Annotated in this window: 28 protein-coding genes; all 28 read left to right on the forward strand. The window is 67.1% G+C overall.

Annotated features, from left to right (window positions below; translation table 11 throughout):
- Positions 1 to 31 precede the first annotated feature (31 nt).
- Entirely contained in the window at positions 32 to 868 is an 837-nt protein-coding gene (rplB, locus tag ACIRVF_RS02645) for a 50S ribosomal protein L2 (protein WP_030280770.1), read from the forward strand.
- An 11-nt stretch (positions 869 to 879) separates the two neighbouring features.
- Complete coding sequence (gene rpsS, locus ACIRVF_RS02650) at positions 880 to 1,161, forward strand: 30S ribosomal protein S19 (RefSeq protein ID WP_030280772.1); 282 nt, start codon at positions 880 to 882, stop codon at positions 1,159 to 1,161.
- A gap of 57 nt (positions 1,162 to 1,218) precedes the next feature.
- Positions 1,219 to 1,566: a 50S ribosomal protein L22 gene (gene rplV / locus ACIRVF_RS02655; protein ID WP_030280773.1), complete on the forward strand. Its 348-nt coding sequence runs from the start codon at positions 1,219 to 1,221 to the stop codon at positions 1,564 to 1,566.
- A complete protein-coding gene (gene rpsC / locus ACIRVF_RS02660; protein ID WP_030280775.1) occupies positions 1,566 to 2,390 on the forward strand; it encodes a 30S ribosomal protein S3 in 825 nt (274 codons plus the stop codon). Before rplV ends, rpsC begins: the two co-directional genes overlap by 1 nt.
- A 5-nt stretch (positions 2,391 to 2,395) precedes the next feature.
- Positions 2,396 to 2,815 carry a 50S ribosomal protein L16 gene (gene rplP, locus ACIRVF_RS02665; RefSeq protein WP_030300385.1) on the forward strand — a complete coding sequence of 140 codons (420 nt, stop codon included), beginning with the start codon at positions 2,396 to 2,398 and terminating at the stop codon, positions 2,813 to 2,815.
- Positions 2,815 to 3,039, forward strand: coding sequence for a 50S ribosomal protein L29 (rpmC, locus tag ACIRVF_RS02670; RefSeq protein WP_030232478.1), 225 nt, complete (start codon positions 2,815 to 2,817; stop codon positions 3,037 to 3,039). Before rplP ends, rpmC begins: the two co-directional genes overlap by 1 nt.
- Positions 3,039 to 3,311: a 30S ribosomal protein S17 gene (gene rpsQ / locus ACIRVF_RS02675; RefSeq protein ID WP_030280777.1), complete on the forward strand. Its 273-nt coding sequence runs from the start codon at positions 3,039 to 3,041 to the stop codon at positions 3,309 to 3,311. Before rpmC ends, rpsQ begins: the two co-directional genes overlap by 1 nt.
- Positions 3,312 to 3,410: 99 nt before the next feature.
- The gene (gene rplN, locus ACIRVF_RS02680) at positions 3,411 to 3,782 is read left to right on the forward strand and encodes a 50S ribosomal protein L14 (RefSeq protein ID WP_030232481.1); all 372 of its coding nucleotides are present in this window, start codon (positions 3,411 to 3,413) and stop codon (positions 3,780 to 3,782) included.
- 15 nt (positions 3,783 to 3,797) lie between these two features.
- Positions 3,798 to 4,109, forward strand: a complete 312-nt coding sequence (rplX, locus tag ACIRVF_RS02685) for a 50S ribosomal protein L24 (RefSeq protein WP_270151185.1) — start codon at positions 3,798 to 3,800, stop codon at positions 4,107 to 4,109.
- Positions 4,109 to 4,678, forward strand: coding sequence for a 50S ribosomal protein L5 (gene rplE / locus ACIRVF_RS02690; RefSeq protein WP_030280779.1), 570 nt, complete (start codon positions 4,109 to 4,111; stop codon positions 4,676 to 4,678). The genes rplX and rplE overlap by 1 nt, the downstream gene beginning before the upstream one ends.
- Positions 4,679 to 4,682: 4 nt before the next feature.
- Entirely contained in the window at positions 4,683 to 4,868 is a 186-nt protein-coding gene (locus ACIRVF_RS02695; protein WP_030055830.1) for a type Z 30S ribosomal protein S14, read from the forward strand.
- A 285-nt stretch (positions 4,869 to 5,153) separates the two neighbouring features.
- The gene (rpsH, locus tag ACIRVF_RS02700; protein ID WP_207810340.1) at positions 5,154 to 5,561 is read left to right on the forward strand and encodes a 30S ribosomal protein S8; all 408 of its coding nucleotides are present in this window, start codon (positions 5,154 to 5,156) and stop codon (positions 5,559 to 5,561) included.
- A gap of 22 nt (positions 5,562 to 5,583) precedes the next feature.
- Positions 5,584 to 6,123 (forward strand): 50S ribosomal protein L6, encoded by a 540-nt coding sequence (gene rplF / locus ACIRVF_RS02705; protein WP_380418013.1) that lies wholly within the window; start codon positions 5,584 to 5,586, stop codon positions 6,121 to 6,123.
- A 3-nt stretch (positions 6,124 to 6,126) separates the two neighbouring features.
- Positions 6,127 to 6,510, forward strand: a complete 384-nt coding sequence (gene rplR, locus ACIRVF_RS02710) for a 50S ribosomal protein L18 (RefSeq protein ID WP_030280785.1) — start codon at positions 6,127 to 6,129, stop codon at positions 6,508 to 6,510.
- Between the two features lie 48 nt (positions 6,511 to 6,558).
- Positions 6,559 to 7,179: a 30S ribosomal protein S5 gene (gene rpsE / locus ACIRVF_RS02715; RefSeq protein ID WP_207810342.1), complete on the forward strand. Its 621-nt coding sequence runs from the start codon at positions 6,559 to 6,561 to the stop codon at positions 7,177 to 7,179.
- The gene (gene rpmD / locus ACIRVF_RS02720; RefSeq protein WP_030055835.1) at positions 7,179 to 7,361 is read left to right on the forward strand and encodes a 50S ribosomal protein L30; all 183 of its coding nucleotides are present in this window, start codon (positions 7,179 to 7,181) and stop codon (positions 7,359 to 7,361) included. Before rpsE ends, rpmD begins: the two co-directional genes overlap by 1 nt.
- Positions 7,362 to 7,363: 2 nt before the next feature.
- Entirely contained in the window at positions 7,364 to 7,816 is a 453-nt protein-coding gene (gene rplO, locus ACIRVF_RS02725; RefSeq protein WP_030280790.1) for a 50S ribosomal protein L15, read from the forward strand.
- 339 nt (positions 7,817 to 8,155) lie between these two features.
- A complete protein-coding gene (gene secY / locus ACIRVF_RS02730) occupies positions 8,156 to 9,466 on the forward strand; it encodes a preprotein translocase subunit SecY (protein ID WP_380418015.1) in 1,311 nt (436 codons plus the stop codon).
- Complete coding sequence (locus ACIRVF_RS02735) at positions 9,466 to 10,119, forward strand: adenylate kinase (protein WP_402812632.1); 654 nt, start codon at positions 9,466 to 9,468, stop codon at positions 10,117 to 10,119. The genes secY and ACIRVF_RS02735 overlap by 1 nt, the downstream gene beginning before the upstream one ends.
- Before the next feature lie 116 nt (positions 10,120 to 10,235).
- Positions 10,236 to 11,075: a type I methionyl aminopeptidase gene (map, locus tag ACIRVF_RS02740; RefSeq protein ID WP_402812973.1), complete on the forward strand. Its 840-nt coding sequence runs from the start codon at positions 10,236 to 10,238 to the stop codon at positions 11,073 to 11,075.
- A 146-nt stretch (positions 11,076 to 11,221) separates the two neighbouring features.
- Entirely contained in the window at positions 11,222 to 11,647 is a 426-nt protein-coding gene (mscL, locus tag ACIRVF_RS02745) for a large conductance mechanosensitive channel protein MscL (RefSeq protein WP_402812976.1), read from the forward strand.
- A 194-nt stretch (positions 11,648 to 11,841) separates the two neighbouring features.
- On the forward strand, positions 11,842 to 12,063 hold the full coding sequence (infA, locus tag ACIRVF_RS02750) for a translation initiation factor IF-1 (RefSeq protein ID WP_003956442.1): 222 nt from the start codon (positions 11,842 to 11,844) through the stop codon (positions 12,061 to 12,063).
- Positions 12,064 to 12,096: 33 nt separating this feature from the next.
- A complete protein-coding gene (gene rpmJ, locus ACIRVF_RS02755) occupies positions 12,097 to 12,210 on the forward strand; it encodes a 50S ribosomal protein L36 (protein WP_003956441.1) in 114 nt (37 codons plus the stop codon).
- Positions 12,211 to 12,386: 176 nt separating this feature from the next.
- Complete coding sequence (gene rpsM, locus ACIRVF_RS02760; protein ID WP_097237495.1) at positions 12,387 to 12,767, forward strand: 30S ribosomal protein S13; 381 nt, start codon at positions 12,387 to 12,389, stop codon at positions 12,765 to 12,767.
- Positions 12,768 to 12,839: 72 nt separating this feature from the next.
- The gene (rpsK, locus tag ACIRVF_RS02765; protein ID WP_014136257.1) at positions 12,840 to 13,247 is read left to right on the forward strand and encodes a 30S ribosomal protein S11; all 408 of its coding nucleotides are present in this window, start codon (positions 12,840 to 12,842) and stop codon (positions 13,245 to 13,247) included.
- A 147-nt stretch (positions 13,248 to 13,394) separates the two neighbouring features.
- A complete protein-coding gene (locus ACIRVF_RS02770) occupies positions 13,395 to 14,417 on the forward strand; it encodes a DNA-directed RNA polymerase subunit alpha (protein WP_030055844.1) in 1,023 nt (340 codons plus the stop codon).
- Between the two features lie 127 nt (positions 14,418 to 14,544).
- Positions 14,545 to 15,042 (forward strand): 50S ribosomal protein L17, encoded by a 498-nt coding sequence (gene rplQ, locus ACIRVF_RS02775; protein WP_402812635.1) that lies wholly within the window; start codon positions 14,545 to 14,547, stop codon positions 15,040 to 15,042.
- Positions 15,043 to 15,131: 89 nt separating this feature from the next.
- Positions 15,132 to 16,043 (forward strand): tRNA pseudouridine(38-40) synthase TruA, encoded by a 912-nt coding sequence (gene truA, locus ACIRVF_RS02780; RefSeq protein WP_396535676.1) that lies wholly within the window; start codon positions 15,132 to 15,134, stop codon positions 16,041 to 16,043.
- Positions 16,044 to 16,063 lie beyond the last annotated feature (20 nt).

Below are 16,063 nucleotides of genomic sequence, written 5' to 3' on the forward strand. Positions count from 1 at the left end.
TCGTCGATTAGGACGAGGACGAGAGAGCCAAATGGGCATCCGCAAGTACAAGCCGACTACGCCGGGCCGTCGCGGCTCCAGCGTGGCCGACTTCGTAGAAATCACGCGGTCCACCCCGGAGAAGTCGCTGGTTCGCCCGCTGCACAGCAAGGGCGGCCGCAACAACGCCGGTCGTGTCACCGCTCGCCACCAGGGTGGCGGTCACAAGCGCGCCTACCGCGTGATCGACTTCCGTCGTCACGACAAGGACGGCGTGCCGGCCAAGGTCGCGCACATCGAGTACGACCCGAACCGCACCGCGCGCATCGCGCTCCTGCACTACGCGGACGGCGAGAAGCGCTACATCATCGCGCCGCGCGGCATCGCGCAGGGTGACCGGATCGAGAACGGCGCTGGCGCCGACATCAAGCCGGGCAACAACCTGCCGCTGCGCAACATCCCGGTCGGTACCACCATCCACGCGGTGGAGCTGCGTCCCGGTGGCGGTGCCAAGCTGGCCCGCTCCGCCGGTTCCGGCATCCAGCTGCTCGCCCGTGAGGGTCGCATGGCGCACCTGCGCATGCCCTCCGGTGAGATCCGCCTGGTCGACGCGCGCTGCCGCGCCACCGTCGGCGAGGTCGGCAACGCCGAGCAGTCGAACATCAACTGGGGCAAGGCCGGCCGCATGCGCTGGAAGGGCGTCCGCCCGACCGTGCGTGGTGTCGCCATGAACCCGATCGACCACCCGCACGGTGGTGGTGAGGGTAAGACCTCCGGTGGTCGCCACCCGGTCTCGCCGTGGGGTAAGCCCGAGGGCCGTACCCGTCGCCCGAACAAGGCGTCGGACAAGCTCATCGTGCGCCGCCGCAAGACCAACAAGAAGCGCTAGGAGCAGGTCAGATGCCGCGCAGTCTCAAGAAGGGCCCCTTCATCGACGGCCACCTCATCAAGAAGGTGGACGCTCAGAACGAGGCGGGTACTCAGAACGTCATCAAGACCTGGTCCCGTCGTTCCGTGATCTCCCCGAGCATGCTCGGTCACACGATCGCGGTCCACGATGGCCGCAAGCACGTCCCGGTGTTCGTCACCGAGTCGATGGTCGGCCACAAGCTCGGCGAGTTCGCTCCGACCCGCACCTTCCGTGGCCACGTGAAGGAAGACCGGAAGTCGAAGCGCCGCTAAAGCTTGAGCTTTAAGCGCCAGAACGACTCAATGACTTACTCCATTAAGGGGACAACCATGGAAGCCAGGGCACAGGCGCGGTACATCCGCGTGACGCCCATGAAGGCCCGCCGCGTGGTGGACCTCATCCGTGGCATGAATGCCACGGAGGCCCAGGCCGTCCTGCGTTTCGCTCCGCAGGCCGCCACCGTGCCGGTCGGCAAGGTGCTCGACAGCGCCATTGCCAACGCCGCGCACAACTACAACCACTCCAACGTGGACGACCTCTACATCTCCGAGGCGTACGTTGACGAGGGTCCGACCCTGAAGCGGTTCCGTCCGCGTGCCCAGGGCCGTGCCTACCGGATCCGCAAGCGGACCAGCCACATCACCGTGGTCGTCAGCAGCAAGGAAGGGACCCGGTAATGGGCCAGAAGGTTAACCCGCACGGGTTCCGCCTCGGCATCAGCACGGACTTCAAGTCCCGCTGGTACGCCGACAAGCTGTACAAGGACTACGTCAAGGAAGACGTTGCCATTCGTCGCATGATGACGAAGGGCATGGAGCGCGCCGGTATCTCCAAGGTCGAGATCGAGCGCACCCGCGACCGCGTCCGCGTCGACATCCACACCGCTCGCCCGGGCATCGTCATCGGTCGCCGCGGCACCGAGGCCGACCGCATCCGCGGCGACCTGGAGAAGCTGACCGGCAAGCAGGTCCAGCTGAACATCCTTGAGGTCAAGAACCCCGAGCTGGACGCCCAGCTCGTGGCTCAGGGCGTCGCGGAGCAGCTGTCCTCCCGCGTCTCCTTCCGCCGTGCCATGCGCAAGTCGATGCAGGGCACCATGAAGTCCGGCGCCAAGGGCATCAAGGTCCAGTGCTCCGGTCGTCTCGGCGGCGCCGAGATGAGCCGTTCGGAGTTCTACCGCGAGGGCCGTGTGCCGCTGCACACCCTGCGCGCGAACGTCGACTACGGCTTCTTCGAGGCCAAGACCACCTTCGGCCGCATCGGCGTGAAGGTCTGGATCTACAAGGGCGACGTCAAGAACATCGCCGAGGTCCGCGCTGAGAACGCCGCTGCCCGCTCGGGCAACCGCCCGGCCCGTCCCGAGGGTGGTCGTCCCGCCCGCGGTGGCGAGCGCCGTGGTGGCGAGCGCGGTGGCCGTGGCCGTCGTCCCGCCGCTGCCGAGGCCCCCGCGGCCGCGGCCGTCGAGGCTCCGGCTGCTGAGAACACCGGAACGGAGGCCTGACCCCAATGCTGATCCCCCGTCGGGTCAAGCACCGCAAGCAGCACCACCCGAAGCGCCGCGGCGCTTCCAAGGGTGGCACCGAGCTGGCGTTCGGCCAGTTCGGCATCCAGGCCGTGACCCCGGCCTACGTGACGAACCGTCAGATCGAGTCCGCTCGTATCGCGATCACCCGTCACATCCGTCGTGGCGGCAAGGTCTGGATCAACATCTACCCGGACCGCCCGCTCACCAAGAAGCCGGCCGAGACCCGCATGGGTTCCGGTAAGGGTTCGCCGGAGTGGTGGATCGCGAACGTGCACCCGGGTCGGGTCATGTTCGAGCTGTCGTACCCGAACGAGAAGGTTGCTCGTGAGGCGCTCACCCGCGCCGCGCACAAGCTGCCGATGAAGTGCCGGATCGTCCGGCGCGAGGACGGTGAGAGCTGATGTCGGCCGCTACCAAGGCTGCTGAGCTTCGCTCGCTGGACAACGAGGGTCTCGTTGCCAAGCTGCGCGAGGCCAAGGAGGAGCTGTTCAACCTCCGCTTCCAGGCGGCGACCGGGCAGCTCGACAACCACGGACGGCTCAAGCTCGTCCGCAAGGACATCGCGCGGATCTACACCCTGATGCGCGAGCGCGAGCTGGGCATCGAGACGGTGGAGAACGCCTGATGACTGAGAACACCAACGAGACGCGCGGTTTCCGCAAGACCCGTGAGGGTCTCGTCGTCAGCGACAAGATGGACAAGACCGTCGTCGTCGCCGTCGAGGACCGCGTCAAGCACGCTCTGTACGGCAAGGTCATCCGCCGTACGAACAAGCTGAAGGCGCACGACGAGCAGAACGCGTGCGGCGTGGGCGACCGGGTCCTCCTCGCGGAGACCCGCCCGCTGTCCGCGACGAAGCGCTGGCGCGTCGTCGAGATCCTCGAGAAGGCCAAGTAACGAAGCCGATGAGGTACGGCCGTATGTGCACCGGGTCCCTGGACGCCGGTGTGAGCAGCGGCCGGCCCGTCGACTCTCGTTGACGATCAGGAGAAAGCTGTGATCCAGCAGGAGTCGCGACTGCGTGTTGCCGACAACACTGGTGCCAAGGAGATCCTTTGCATCCGTGTTCTCGGTGGCTCCGGTCGCCGCTACGCCGGAATCGGGGACGTCATCGTCGCGACCGTCAAGGACGCGATCCCCGGTGGTTCGGTGAAGAAGGGTGACGTCGTCAAGTGCGTCGTCGTCCGCACCGTCAAGGAGCGCCGTCGTCCGGATGGCTCGTACATCCGCTTCGACGAGAACGCCGCTGTCGTGCTGAAGAACACCGAGGGTGACCCCCGTGGCACCCGCATCTTCGGCCCGGTCGGCCGCGAGCTGCGCGACAAGAAGTTCATGAAGATCATCTCGCTGGCGCCGGAGGTGCTCTAACCCATGGCGAACAGCATGAAGATCAAGAAGGGTGACCTGGTCCAGGTCATCACCGGCAAGGACAAGGGCAAGCAGGGCAAGGTCATCCAGGCCCTGCCGGCCGAGAACAAGGTCCTGGTCGAGGGTGTCAACCGGGTCAAGAAGCACACCAAGCCGGGTCCGGGTACCCAGGGTGGCATCGTGACCGTCGAGGCCCCGGTGCACGTCTCCAACGTCCAGCTGGTCGTGGAGAAGGACGGCAAGAAGGTCGTCACCCGCGTCGGTTACCGCTTCGACGACCAGGGCAACAAGATCCGCGTTGCCAAGCGGACCGGTGAGGACATCTGATGTCTGAGACGACTGTTGAGAAGGTGGCCCCCCGCCTCAAGGAGCGTTACAACTCCGAGATCAAGGGCCAGCTGCAGGAGCAGTTCTCGTACGAGAACGTCATGCTGATCCCCGGCCTGGTCAAGGTCGTGGTCAACATGGGTGTCGGCGAGGCAGCCCGTGACAGCAAGCTGATCGAGGGCGCGATCCGCGACCTGACCGCGATCACCGGTCAGAAGCCGGCCGTGACCAAGGCTCGCAAGTCCATCGCGCAGTTCAAGCTGCGCGAGGGCCAGCCGATCGGCACCCACGTCACCCTCCGTGGTGACCGCATGTGGGAGTTCCTGGACCGTCTGGTTTCGCTGGCCCTGCCGCGAATCCGTGACTTCCGTGGTCTCTCCCCGAAGCAGTTCGACGGCCGTGGCAACTACACGTTCGGTCTGACCGAGCAGGTTATGTTCCACGAGATCGACCAGGACAAGGTCGACCGTCAGCGCGGTATGGACATCACCGTCGTGACCACCGCTCAGACCGACGACGAGGGCCGGGCGCTCCTGCGCGCTCTGGGCTTCCCGTTCAAGGAGGCGTGAGCCAATGGCGAAGAAGTCCCTCATCGCGAAGTCCGAGCGCAAGCCGAAGTTCGGCGTCCGGGCCTACACCCGGTGCCAGCGCTGCGGCCGTCCGCACTCGGTGTACCGCAAGTTCGGCCTCTGCCGTGTCTGCCTCCGTGAGATGGCGCACCGCGGCGAGCTGCCGGGCGTGACCAAGAGCTCCTGGTAGTCCTCTTCCCATAGAGGGCGAGAGCTCTAGGTACCGCTAGCGACGCAGAGGTGCCCGATCCCACACCGCTCATTTTTGGGCTGCCGTACGGATTCCCGTAAGGTAGTGGGGTCGGGCCCCCTGCCGCGGCTTCCCCATGGATGTCCGTGGTCCTCTTCTGGGAGGGCTCGCACCCAGTCTTACTACGTCGCAGGTCCCCTGCGCTTGTGCCCCTGACGAACTCGGAAGAGTGCGGCAGGGGGACCTGGCGCGGAGAAACCACGGCGAGAGAGGCCTGAGGCCATCATGACCATGACCGACCCCATCGCAGACATGCTCACGCGTCTGCGGAACGCGAACTCGGCGTACCACGACTCTGTCGCGATGCCGTCGAGCAAGATCAAGGCGCACGTCGCCGAGATCCTGCAGCAGGAGGGTTACATCTCCTCCTACAAGGTTGAGGAGCCCGCTGAGGGCGAGGTCGGCAAGAAGCTGACCATCGAGCTCAAGTTCGGCCCCAACCGTGAGCGCTCCATCGCCGGCATCAAGCGCATCAGCAAGCCGGGTCTGCGTGTTTACGCAAAGTCCACCAACCTGCCGAAGGTGCTCGGCGGCCTGGGCGTGGCGATCATCTCCACGTCGTCCGGCCTCCTGACCGACAAGCAGGCCGCCAAGAAGGGCGTAGGCGGAGAAGTTCTCGCCTACGTCTGGTAATTCGGGAAACGGAGGTACAGCAATGTCGCGTATTGGACGGCTGCCCATCCAGGTCCCCGCTGGCGTGGACGTCACCATCGATGGCCAGACGGTCTCGGTGAAGGGCCCCAAGGGTTCCCTCACCCACGTCGTCGCTGAGCCGATCGAGATCGGCAAGGGCGAGGACGGCACCGTGCTCGTCACCCGCCCGAACGACGAGCGTCGCTCGAAGGCCCTGCACGGCCTGACCCGCACGCTGGTGGCGAACATGATCACCGGTGTGACCGCGGGCTACCGCAAGTCGCTGGAGATCAGCGGTGTCGGCTACCGCGTGAACGCGAAGGGCTCCGACATGGAGTTCTCGCTCGGTTACAGCCACCCCATCCTGGTCACCGCGCCGGAGGGCATCTCCTTCGTCGTCGAGTCGCCCACCAAGTTCCACGTGGACGGCATCGACAAGCAGAAGGTCGGCGAGATCGCCGCGAACATCCGCAAGCTGCGCAAGCCCGACCCGTACAAGGCCAAGGGCGTCAAGTACGCGGGCGAGGTCATCCGCCGCAAGGTCGGAAAGAGTGGTAAGTAAGCGATGAGCGTCTCTGTCAAGATCGGCAAGGGCAACGCCTACAAGAGCGCCGCTCGCAAGCGCCGCGCGATCCGCGTTCGCAAGCGCGTCGTCGGCACCGAGGTGCGTCCGCGTCTCGTCGTGACGCGCTCGAACCGTCACATGGTCGCCCAGGTCATCGACGACGCCAAGGGTCACACCCTGGCGTCGGCGTCCACCCTCGACGTGTCCATCAAGGGCGCCGAGGGCGACAAGACCGAGCTGGCCAAGAAGGTCGGGAGCCTGGTCGCCGAGCGCGCCAAGGCCGCCGGCATCGAGTCGGTCGTCTTCGACCGCGCGGGCAACCGGTACGCCGGCCGCATCGCCGCCCTGGCGGACGCGGCTCGCGAGGCCGGGCTCGACTTCTAAGCCGCTCGTCGACTCTGTCGACGGACGTAAACGAGAGAGGTAATTCCAATGGCTGGACCCCAGCGCCGCGAAGGCGGCGCCGGTCGCGGCACGGGTGGCGAGCGGCGCGACCGTAAGCGTGACGGTCAGGGCAACGCCCAGGCTGTCGAGAAGACCGCTTACGTCGAGCGCGTCGTCGCGATCAACCGTGTCGCCAAGGTTGTCAAGGGTGGCCGTCGCTTCAGCTTCACCGCGCTCGTCGTGGTGGGCGATGGCGAGGGCACCGTGGGTGTCGGTTACGGCAAGGCGAAGGAGGTTCCGGCCGCCATCGCCAAGGGTGTTGAGGAGGCCAAGAAGAACTTCTTCCGCGTCCCCCGTATCCAGGGCACCATCCCGCACCCGGTTCAGGGTGAGAAGGCCGCCGGCGTCGTGCTGCTGAAGCCCGCCGCCCCCGGTACCGGTGTTATCGCCGGTGGTCCGGTGCGTGCCGTCCTGGAGTGCGCCGGCATCCACGACATCCTGTCGAAGTCGCTCGGCTCGGACAACGCGATCAACATCGTGCACGCCACCGTGGCTGCTCTGAAGGGCCTCGTCCGCCCCGAGGAGATCGCCGCCCGTCGTGGCCTGCCGCTGGAGGACGTGGCCCCCGCCGCTCTGCTGCGGGCGCGTGCTGCTGGGGTGAGCGCCTGATGGCTCGCCTGAAGATCACGCAGACCAAGTCGTACATCGGCAGCAAGCAGAACCACCGTGACACCCTGCGTTCGCTCGGCCTGAAGCGCATGCACGACGTCGTGGTGAAGGAGGACCGTCCCGAGATCCGCGGGATGGCCCACACGGTCCGTCACCTGGTGACGGTTGAGGAGGTGGACTGATCATGGGCGACAACCCGATCAAGATCCACAACCTGCGTCCCGCCCCGGGTGCCAAGACCGACAAGATCCGTGTGGGTCGTGGTGAGGGTTCCAAGGGTAAGACCGCCGGTCGTGGTACCAAGGGCACCAAGGCCCGCTACCAGGTTCCGCAGCGCTTCGAGGGTGGCCAGATGCCGCTCCACATGCGTCTGCCGAAGCTGAAGGGCTTCAAGAACCCGTTCAAGATCACGTTCCAGGTCGTCAACCTCGACAAGCTGGCCGAGCTCTACCCGCAGGGTGGCGAGGTCACGGTCGAGGACCTGGTCGCCAAGGGCGCGGTTCGCAAGAACTCCCTCGTCAAGGTGCTCGGCACCGGCGAGGTCTCGGTTGCGCTGCAGGTGACGGTCGACGCCGTCTCCGGCTCGGCCGCCGAGAAGATCAAGGCCGCCGGCGGTACGGTCACCGAGCTCGTCTGAGCCCGCTGAACCCGCCGACGAAACGGCTTCGAGCCCCGCACCTCCTCCGGGAGGTGCGGGGCTCGTGCTTTTACCGGCCCTTTCACTCCGGGGCCGAAATCGGGTGGCACCGCCCCTCGTTCTTTTGTGTGGCAAAACCGGGCATCCCGTACCCCCGTGAGTGGGGGAGCGGCCGTACGCGCTTCTTTCGAGTGGCCGCGCACTGTTAGAGTCCGTGGAGTTCCCTTGTAGGCTGCGCGTAGGCTCGCCTGTGCCGTCTGTACGGGAGCCCGAACCGCAAACTCCCCATTCCAGGACCGACCCTCCCGCCGACGACGCGCGGGAGGCGCAGGAGGCACCGTGCTCAGTGCGTTCGCGCGGGCGTTCCAGACGCCCGACCTGCGCAAGAAGCTGCTGTTCACGCTGGGCATCATGGTGCTGTTCCGGCTGGGCTCGCACATTCCGATTCCGGGCGTGAGCTTCACGGCCGTGAACGAGTGCGTGAAGGAGACCAAGAACAACGGCCTCTTCGGACTCGTCAACCTGTTCAGCGGTGGCGCGCTCCTCCAGCTGACGATCTTCGCCCTCGGCATCATGCCGTACATCACGGCGAGCATCATCCTCCAGCTCCTCACCGTCGTGATCCCGCGACTGGAGGCGCTGAAGAAGGAGGGCCAGGCCGGCACGGCGAAGATCACCCAGTACACCCGCTACCTGACCATCGCGCTCGCCGTGCTGCAGGGCACCGGCATCGTCGCGACGGCCTCCAGCGGTGCGCTGTTCTCGGGCTGCCCGCTGGCCAACCAGATCGTGCCGGACACCTCGGTGTTCCGGATCGCCGTCATGGTCATCACGATGACGGCCGGCACCACGGTCATCATGTGGCTGGGTGAGCTGATCACCGACCGCGGCATCGGCAACGGCATGTCGCTGCTGATCTTCACCTCGATCGCCGCGCAGTTCCCGTCCTCGATGTGGGCCATCAAGCAGTCGGGCACCATCGGCGGCGGCTGGGTCGAGTTCCTGTCCGTGGTCGCGGTCGGCGTCATCGTCGTGATGCTGGTCATCTTCGTCGAGCAGGCCCAGCGCCGGATCCCGGTCCAGTACGCGAAGCGGATGATCGGCCGCCGGGCGTTCGGCGGCACCTCGACCTACATCCCGCTCAAGGTGAACCAGGCCGGTGTCATCCCGGTCATCTTCGCCTCGTCGCTGCTGTACATCCCCGCCCTCGTGGTCCAGCTGACCAACAGCCAGGCGGGCTGGGCGGTGTGGATCAAGCAGAACTTCGTCAAGGGCGACCACCCGATCTACATGGCGACGTACTTCCTGCTGATCGTCTTCTTCGCCTTCTTCTACGTGGCCATCTCCTTCAACCCCGAAGAAGTTGCCGACAACATGAAGAAGTATGGTGGCTTCATCCCGGGCATCCGGGCCGGCCGGCCGACGGCCGAGTACCTGAACTACGTGCTGACCCGAATCACGTGGCCGGGTTCGCTCTACCTGGGCCTGATCGCGTTGATCCCGATGATCGCCCTGGTCGCCTTCGGACAGCAGACCAACTTCCCGTTCGGCGGCACCAGCGTGCTCATCGTCGTCGGCGTCGGACTCGAAACTGTGAAGCAGATCGAGAGCCAGCTCCAGCAGCGCAATTACGAAGGGTTCCTCCGCTGATGCGTATCGTCCTCGTTGGTCCTCCCGGGGCCGGGAAGGGTACTCAGGCGCACCTGCTCGCCGCGACCCTGTCCATCCCCCACATCTCCACCGGCAACCTGTTCCGTACGAACATCAGCCAGGGCACCCCGCTGGGGCTTGAGGCGAAGTCGTACATCGACAGCGGCCGGCTGGTCCCGGACTCGGTGACCATCGGGATGGCCGAGGACCGGATGCTCCAGGAGGACGCCGCCAACGGCTTCCTGCTCGACGGCTTCCCGCGCAACCTCGGCCAGGCCGAGGCGCTGGACGGGTTCCTCACCGCGCAGGGCATCAAGCTGGACGGTGTGCTGGACCTGGAGGTTCCCGAGGACGAGGTCGTCAAGCGGATCGCGGGCCGTCGCCTGTGCCGCAAGAACGACACCCACGTCTTCCACGTCGCCTACAACCCGCCGAAGGTGGAGGGCGTCTGCGACGAGTGCGGTGGCGAGCTCTACCAGCGCTCGGACGACACCGAGGAGGCCGTGCGGGTGCGGCTGGAGGAGTACCACTCCAAGACCGAGCCGATCATCGGCTACTACAAGGAGCAGGGCCTCCTGGTGACCATCCCGGCCCTGGGCAAGGTGGACGAGGTCACCCAGCGTGCGATCGAGGCGCTGAAGCAGAACGGCTGAGGTCCCTCAGCGAGGTACGACGTACGGCCGGGTCGCCCGTGGAGCGGGCGGCCCGGCCGTTTCGGCGTCGTACGGTGGTAGGCAGTGGTAATCCGGACTTGGAAGGCGTGACCCTGATGGTGGAGATCAAGACCCCCGAGCAGATCGCGAAGATGCGAGCGGCCGGGCTGGTCGTCGCCGAGGCGCTGAAGGCCTGCCGCGCGGCGGTCGCTCCCGGGGTGACCACCCAGGAGCTCAACGACATCGCCGACAAGGTGATCACCGACCACGGCGCCACCTCGAACTTCCGCGCCCACCACGGTGGTCTGTGGTTCCCCGGGGTGATCTGCGCCTCGGTGAACAACGAGGTCGTGCACGGCATCCCCGGCGACCGGGTGCTGCAGGAGGGCGACCTCATCTCGATCGACTGCGGCGCCATCCTGGACGGCTGGCACGGCGACTCGGCGATCACCGTGGCGGTCGGCGAGGTCCGCCCGGAGGTCGAGATGCTGAGCCGGGTGACCGAGGGCTCGATGTGGGCCGGCATCGCCCAGATGAAGAAGAACAACCGCCTGGTGGACGTCTCCAAGGCGATCGAGGGCTACATCCGCCGCCAGCCGCTGCCGCCCAAGGGCAAGTGGGGCATCACCGAGGGCTACGGCGGCCACGGCATCGGCACCGCGATGCACATGGAGCCGCACGTGCTGAACTACGTCGAGCGCGGCCGCGGCAAGGGCCCGAAGCTCGTCCCCGGCACCGTGCTGGCGATCGAGCCGATGGTCTCGCTGGGCACCCCGCACACCACCGTGCTGGACGACGACTGGACGGTCGTCACCAACGACGGCACCTGGGCCTCGCACTGGGAGCACTCGGTGGCCGTCACCGAGCAGGGCCCCCTGGTGCTGACCGCCTTCGACGGCGGCAGGGCCGAACTCGCCAAGCTGGGCATCACCGCGGCTCCGGACCCGCTGGCCTAGGACCTGTCCGGCGGTCGCAGCGGCCGTGAACTGCCGTCCCTGACAAGGGATCAGAGCCCTGGAGGTTTGGACCTCCAGGGCTTTTGTCCTATTTTTGTCGGCTGGCAGGGCAGTCCATGGCTTACGAGCGAGCAGGAGAGAGCAACGTGCTCAAGGGATTCCGCGACTTCATGATGCGCGGCAACGTCGTCGACATGGCCGTGGGTGTGGTCATCGGCGCCGCGTTCACCGCGGTGGTGACCGGCTTCGTTTCCGCGTTCCTCACCCCGCTGGTGGGCGTGGTGGTCGGCGCGGCCGGCGACTTCAGCTCGTACACGGCCACCATCGGCGGGGTCAAATTCCCGTACGGCCAGTTCCTGAACGTGCTGATCGCGTTCTTCCTGACCGCCGCGGTGCTGTACTTCTGCGTCGTGCTGCCGATCACCAAGGCCACCGCGCGCTACCTGCCGAAGAAGCCCAAGGCCCCGATGCGCCCCTGCCCGGAGTGCCTGACCGAGATCCCCCAGGCCGCCCGCCGCTGCTCGGCCTGCACCGCCCACGTCGACCCCCTGGTCGTCACCACCGGGGTCTGAGCGGCCGGGTGTGACGGCGGACTCCTTCCGGTACCCCCGTTTTGGACCGTGGGGCGCGCTGGCGTAGGATGGACCGTCGGCTCACTCGTAGCGTGCTTCAGCACGCCCTCTTCCCCTCGGGGCTGGGGTGAACCCAGGTTCGCACGAGCGTTCCGCATACGGTAGCCGGTCCCGGAAGGTGGATCTCGCAGTTCATGGCTAAGAAGCAAGGCGCCATTGAGATCGAGGGCACCGTGATCGAGTCTCTTCCGAACGCGATGTTCAAGGTCGAGCTGCAGAACGGTCACAAGGTCCTCGCGCACATCAGTGGCAAGATGCGCATGCACTACATCCGCATCCTGCCGGACGACCGGGTGGTCGTGGAGCTCAGCCCCTACGACCTCACGCGCGGCCGGATCGTCTACCGCTACAAGTAAGAACGTCAGATCTAGACCCGGAGAACCTGAAACATGAAGGTCAAGCCGAGCGTCAAGAAGATCTGCGACAAGTGCAAGGTGATCCGCCGCCACGGCCGGGTCATGGTGATCTGCGACAACCTGCGCCACAAGCAGCGCCAGGGCTGATCTCTCCCCAGCATTTCTCGTAGTACTTCGCGCGACGCGAAAACGTCATAAGCGGGTCACCCGATCCGTCCCGTGAGGGACGGACTGCCGCCCCCGGTCAGAGGCCGGGGCTCCCTCACCGTGAGGTGTCGGAGTAGGTGGCACGCCAGACCTCTGAAGAACCACAGGAGCCTTGAATGGCACGCCTCGCCGGCGTTGATCTCCCCCGTGAGAAGCGGATCGAGATCGCCCTCACCTACGTGTACGGCATCGGCCGTACCCGCGCCCAGCAGACCCTCGCCGAGACCGGCGTCAACCCGGATGTCCGCGTTCGCGACATCTCCGAGGAAGACCTGGTCAAGCTGAGCCAGTACATCGACGCCAACTACACGGTCGAGGGTGACCTCCGCCGTGAGGTGGCCGCCGACATCCGCCGCAAGGTCGAGATCGGCTGCTACGAGGGTCTGCGTCACCGCCGTGGCCTGCCGGTCCGCGGCCAGCGCACCCACACCAACGCGCGTACCCGCAAGGGCCCGCGTCGCGCGATCGCCGGTAAGAAGAAGCCGGGCAAGAAGTAGTCCGTCCCGTAACCGGACATCCCTCCGGCCCGCGGGTCAGCGGACCGACCACCTCAGTAGGAGAACAGACTTATGCCCCCCAAGGGTCGTCAGGCTGCCGGCGCGAAGAAGATCCGCCGCAAGGAAAAGAAGAACGTCGCTCACGGCCACGCGCACATCAAGAGCACGTTCAACAACACCATCGTTTCGATCACCGACCCGTCGGGCAACGTGATCTCCTGGGCCTCCGCCGGCCACGTCGGCTTCAAGGGCTCGCGCAAGTCCACCCCGTTCGCCGCGCAGATGGCCGCCGAGGCCGCTGCCCGTCGCGCGCAGGAGCACGGCATGCGCAAGGTTGACGTCTTCGTGAAGGGTCCGGGCTCCGGCCGCGAGACCGCGATCCGTTCGCTCCAGGCCACCGGCCTGGAGGTCGGCTCGATCCAGGACGTCACCCCCACCCCGCACAACGGCTGCCGTCCGCCGAAGCGCCGCCGCGTCTGACGCAGCGCCTTCGGGCACGCAGTCCCTGCTTCAAACCTCGTACGGGCTCCTGCGCCGTTGATTTCAACACCGCGCGCAGGAGCCCGTACGCTTGGTCCTGTCGGCATCAAATAGTGGGTGCCGAAGACAACTGGAGGATTACCCCCCATGCTTATCGCTCAGCGTCCGTCGCTGACCGAAGAGGTCGTCGACGAGTTCCGCTCGCGGTTCGTGATCGAGCCGCTGGAGCCGGGCTTCGGCTACACCCTCGGCAACTCCCTGCGCCGCACGCTCCTGTCGTCGATCCCGGGTGCCGCTGTCACCAGCATCCGCATCGACGGCGTCCTGCACGAGTTCACCACCGTGCCGGGCGTCAAGGAGGACGTGACCGACCTCATCCTCAACATCAAGCAGCTGGTCGTCTCCTCGGAGCACGACGAGCCGGTCGTGATGTACCTGCGCAAGCAGGGCCCGGGTGTCGTCACCGCCGCCGACATCGCCCCGCCGGCGGGTGTCGAGGTGCACAACCCCGAGCTGGTCCTCGCCACCCTGAACGGCAAGGGCAAGCTGGAGATGGAGCTGACCGTCGAGCGCGGTCGCGGCTACGTCTCCGCCGTCCAGAACAAGGCCTCCGGCCAGGAGATCGGCCGCATCCCGGTCGACTCGATCTACAGCCCCGTGCTGAAGGTCACCTACAAGGTCGAGGCCACCCGTGTCGAGCAGCGGACCGACTTCGACAAGCTGATCGTCGACGTCGAGACCAAGCCCGCCATGCGTCCGCGCGACGCCATGGCCTCGGCCGGCAAGACCCTGGTGGAGCTGTTCGGCCTCGCCCGCGAGCTGAACATCGACGCCGAGGGCATCGACATGGGCCCGTCCCCGACGGACGCCGCCCTGGCCGCCGACCTGGCGCTGCCGATCGAGGAGCTGGAGCTCACGGTCCGCTCCTACAACTGCCTCAAGCGCGAGGGCATCCACACCGTGGGTGAGCTCGTCGCCCGCTCCGAGGCCGACCTGCTCGACATCCGCAACTTCGGTGCGAAGTCGATCGACGAGGTCAAGGCGAAGCTGGCCGGCATGGGCCTGGCCCTCAAGGACAGCCCGCCCGGGTTCGACCCGACCGCCGCCGCCGACGCCTTCGGCGCCGACGACCTGGACGACGCGGGTTACGCGGAGACCGAGCAGTACTGAGAGACTTGACCGCGGGGGCGGTTCCCCGGAACCGCCTCCGTCGTCATGAAAGCCGTACGGGCACAGTGCTCGTACGCCCGCTGCGGTACCTGGTACGGCCGCAGTCGGAGATTCAAGGAGTAATTCCATGCCGCGTCCCACCAAGGGTGCCCGTCTGGGCGGTGGCCCGCACCACGAGCCGCTGCTGCTCGCCGGTCTGGCCCGTGAGCTGTTCCAGTACGGCCGCATCACCACCACCGAGGCCAAGGCCCGCCGCCTGCGCCCGCTGGCGGAGAAGCTGATCACCAAGGCGAAGAAGGGCGACATCCACAACCGTCGCCTGGTGCGCAAGACCATCACCGACGTGTCGGTGCTGCACACCCTCTTCACCGAGATCGCGCCGCGCTACGAGAACCGCCCGGGTGGCTACACCCGCATCACCAAGATCGGTCCCCGTCGTGGCGACAACGCCCCGATGGCCGTGATCGAGCTGGTCGAGGCGCTGACCGTCGCGCAGACCGCCGTCGGCGAGGCCGAGGCCGCCACCAAGCGCGCCTCGAAGGAGGCTGCCGCCGAGAGCGCTGCCGCCGCCAAGGCCGACGAGGGCACCAAGGCCGACGAGGCCGAGGCCGCCGAGCAGGCCTGACACCTCTAGGTGTGTTGCGGGCCCGCTCTCCCAGCGATGGGGGAGCGGGCCCGTTCCTTGTTTCCGAGGTCCCCGGGAGAAGAGAAGCAGTGGTCAACGATTGCGCCGAGCAGCCGCCGGTGAAGGACGGCCCGGCGGACGGGTACGTCCGGGTCCGGCTCGATCTCGCCTACCAGGGCGCCGAGTTCTCCGGCTGGGCCCGGCAGAAGGGCGGCCGCCGGACGGTCCAGGAGGAGATCGAGACCGCACTGCAGATCGTCACCCGCAGCCCGGAGCTGTTCCCGCTGACCGTGGCCGGCCGCACCGACGCCGGGGTCCACGCCCGTGGCCAGGTCGCCCACGTCGACCTGCCGGCCGAGCTGTGGGAGGCGCACCGGGAGAAGCTGCTGCGCCGGCTGGCCGGGCGGCTGCCCGGGGACGTGCGGATCTACCGGGTCGGCGAGGCGCCGGCCGGGTTCGACGCCCGCTTCTCGGCGATCTGGCGCCGGTACGCGTACCGGGTCGCCGACCACCCCGGCGGGGTCGACCCGCTGCTGCGCGGGCACGTGCTCTGGCACGACCGGCCGCTGGACGTGGAGAAGATGAACGCGGCCGCGAAGCTGCTGCTGGGCGAGCACGACTTCGCCGCCTACTGCAAGAAGCGCGAGGGCGCCACCACCATCCGCACCCTGTTGGAGCTGCACTGGGACCGCGTCCCGGTGGACACCTACGCGAGCCAGGAGGGCACCCTCGCGGTGGCCACCGTCCGGGCCGACGCGTTCTGCCACAACATGGTCCGGGCGCTGGTCGGCGCGATGCTGCTGGTCGGCGACGGACACCGGCCGGTGGAGTTCCCCGGCGAGGTGCTGGCCGGCGGGGTCCGCAACTCGGCCGTCAACGTGATCCGGCCGTACGGGCTCACCCTGGAGGAGGTCGGCTACCCGCCGGACGACCAGCTCGCCGAGCGCAACCGTCAGGCCCGGCGGATGCGCACCCTGCCCGGGCAGCCCGCCGCCTCGTAATCCGTTTTGGCCCGGGGCGT

It is taken from the genome of Kitasatospora sp. NPDC101157, from assembly GCF_044768255.1.
Lineage (GTDB): Bacteria > Actinomycetota > Actinomycetes > Streptomycetales > Streptomycetaceae > Kitasatospora.

What these genes read in the sequence shown, in the direction of transcription:
- rplB (WP_030280770.1), top strand. Translation starts at nt 32, where the DNA reads ATGGGCATCCGCAAGTACAAGCCGACTACGCCGGGCCGTCGCGGCTCC.
- rpsS (WP_030280772.1), top strand. Translation starts at nt 880, where the DNA reads ATGCCGCGCAGTCTCAAGAAGGGCCCCTTCATCGACGGCCACCTCATC.
- rplV (WP_030280773.1), top strand. Translation starts at nt 1,219, where the DNA reads ATGGAAGCCAGGGCACAGGCGCGGTACATCCGCGTGACGCCCATGAAG.
- rpsC (WP_030280775.1), top strand. Translation starts at nt 1,566, where the DNA reads ATGGGCCAGAAGGTTAACCCGCACGGGTTCCGCCTCGGCATCAGCACG.
- rplP (WP_030300385.1), top strand. Translation starts at nt 2,396, where the DNA reads ATGCTGATCCCCCGTCGGGTCAAGCACCGCAAGCAGCACCACCCGAAG.
- rpmC (WP_030232478.1), top strand. Translation starts at nt 2,815, where the DNA reads ATGTCGGCCGCTACCAAGGCTGCTGAGCTTCGCTCGCTGGACAACGAG.
- rpsQ (WP_030280777.1), top strand. Translation starts at nt 3,039, where the DNA reads ATGACTGAGAACACCAACGAGACGCGCGGTTTCCGCAAGACCCGTGAG.
- rplX (WP_270151185.1), top strand. Translation starts at nt 3,798, where the DNA reads ATGAAGATCAAGAAGGGTGACCTGGTCCAGGTCATCACCGGCAAGGAC.
- rplE (WP_030280779.1), top strand. Translation starts at nt 4,109, where the DNA reads ATGTCTGAGACGACTGTTGAGAAGGTGGCCCCCCGCCTCAAGGAGCGT.
- ACIRVF_RS02695 (WP_030055830.1), top strand. Translation starts at nt 4,683, where the DNA reads ATGGCGAAGAAGTCCCTCATCGCGAAGTCCGAGCGCAAGCCGAAGTTC.
- rpsH (WP_207810340.1), top strand. Translation starts at nt 5,154, where the DNA reads ATGACCATGACCGACCCCATCGCAGACATGCTCACGCGTCTGCGGAAC.
- rplF (WP_380418013.1), top strand. Translation starts at nt 5,584, where the DNA reads ATGTCGCGTATTGGACGGCTGCCCATCCAGGTCCCCGCTGGCGTGGAC.
- rplR (WP_030280785.1), top strand. Translation starts at nt 6,127, where the DNA reads ATGAGCGTCTCTGTCAAGATCGGCAAGGGCAACGCCTACAAGAGCGCC.
- rpsE (WP_207810342.1), top strand. Translation starts at nt 6,559, where the DNA reads ATGGCTGGACCCCAGCGCCGCGAAGGCGGCGCCGGTCGCGGCACGGGT.
- rpmD (WP_030055835.1), top strand. Translation starts at nt 7,179, where the DNA reads ATGGCTCGCCTGAAGATCACGCAGACCAAGTCGTACATCGGCAGCAAG.
- rplO (WP_030280790.1), top strand. Translation starts at nt 7,364, where the DNA reads ATGGGCGACAACCCGATCAAGATCCACAACCTGCGTCCCGCCCCGGGT.
- ACIRVF_RS02735 (WP_402812632.1), top strand. Translation starts at nt 9,466, where the DNA reads ATGCGTATCGTCCTCGTTGGTCCTCCCGGGGCCGGGAAGGGTACTCAG.
- map (WP_402812973.1), top strand. Translation starts at nt 10,236, where the DNA reads ATGGTGGAGATCAAGACCCCCGAGCAGATCGCGAAGATGCGAGCGGCC.
- infA (WP_003956442.1), top strand. Translation starts at nt 11,842, where the DNA reads ATGGCTAAGAAGCAAGGCGCCATTGAGATCGAGGGCACCGTGATCGAG.
- rpmJ (WP_003956441.1), top strand. Translation starts at nt 12,097, where the DNA reads ATGAAGGTCAAGCCGAGCGTCAAGAAGATCTGCGACAAGTGCAAGGTG.
- rpsM (WP_097237495.1), top strand. Translation starts at nt 12,387, where the DNA reads ATGGCACGCCTCGCCGGCGTTGATCTCCCCCGTGAGAAGCGGATCGAG.
- rpsK (WP_014136257.1), top strand. Translation starts at nt 12,840, where the DNA reads ATGCCCCCCAAGGGTCGTCAGGCTGCCGGCGCGAAGAAGATCCGCCGC.
- ACIRVF_RS02770 (WP_030055844.1), top strand. Translation starts at nt 13,395, where the DNA reads ATGCTTATCGCTCAGCGTCCGTCGCTGACCGAAGAGGTCGTCGACGAG.
- rplQ (WP_402812635.1), top strand. Translation starts at nt 14,545, where the DNA reads ATGCCGCGTCCCACCAAGGGTGCCCGTCTGGGCGGTGGCCCGCACCAC.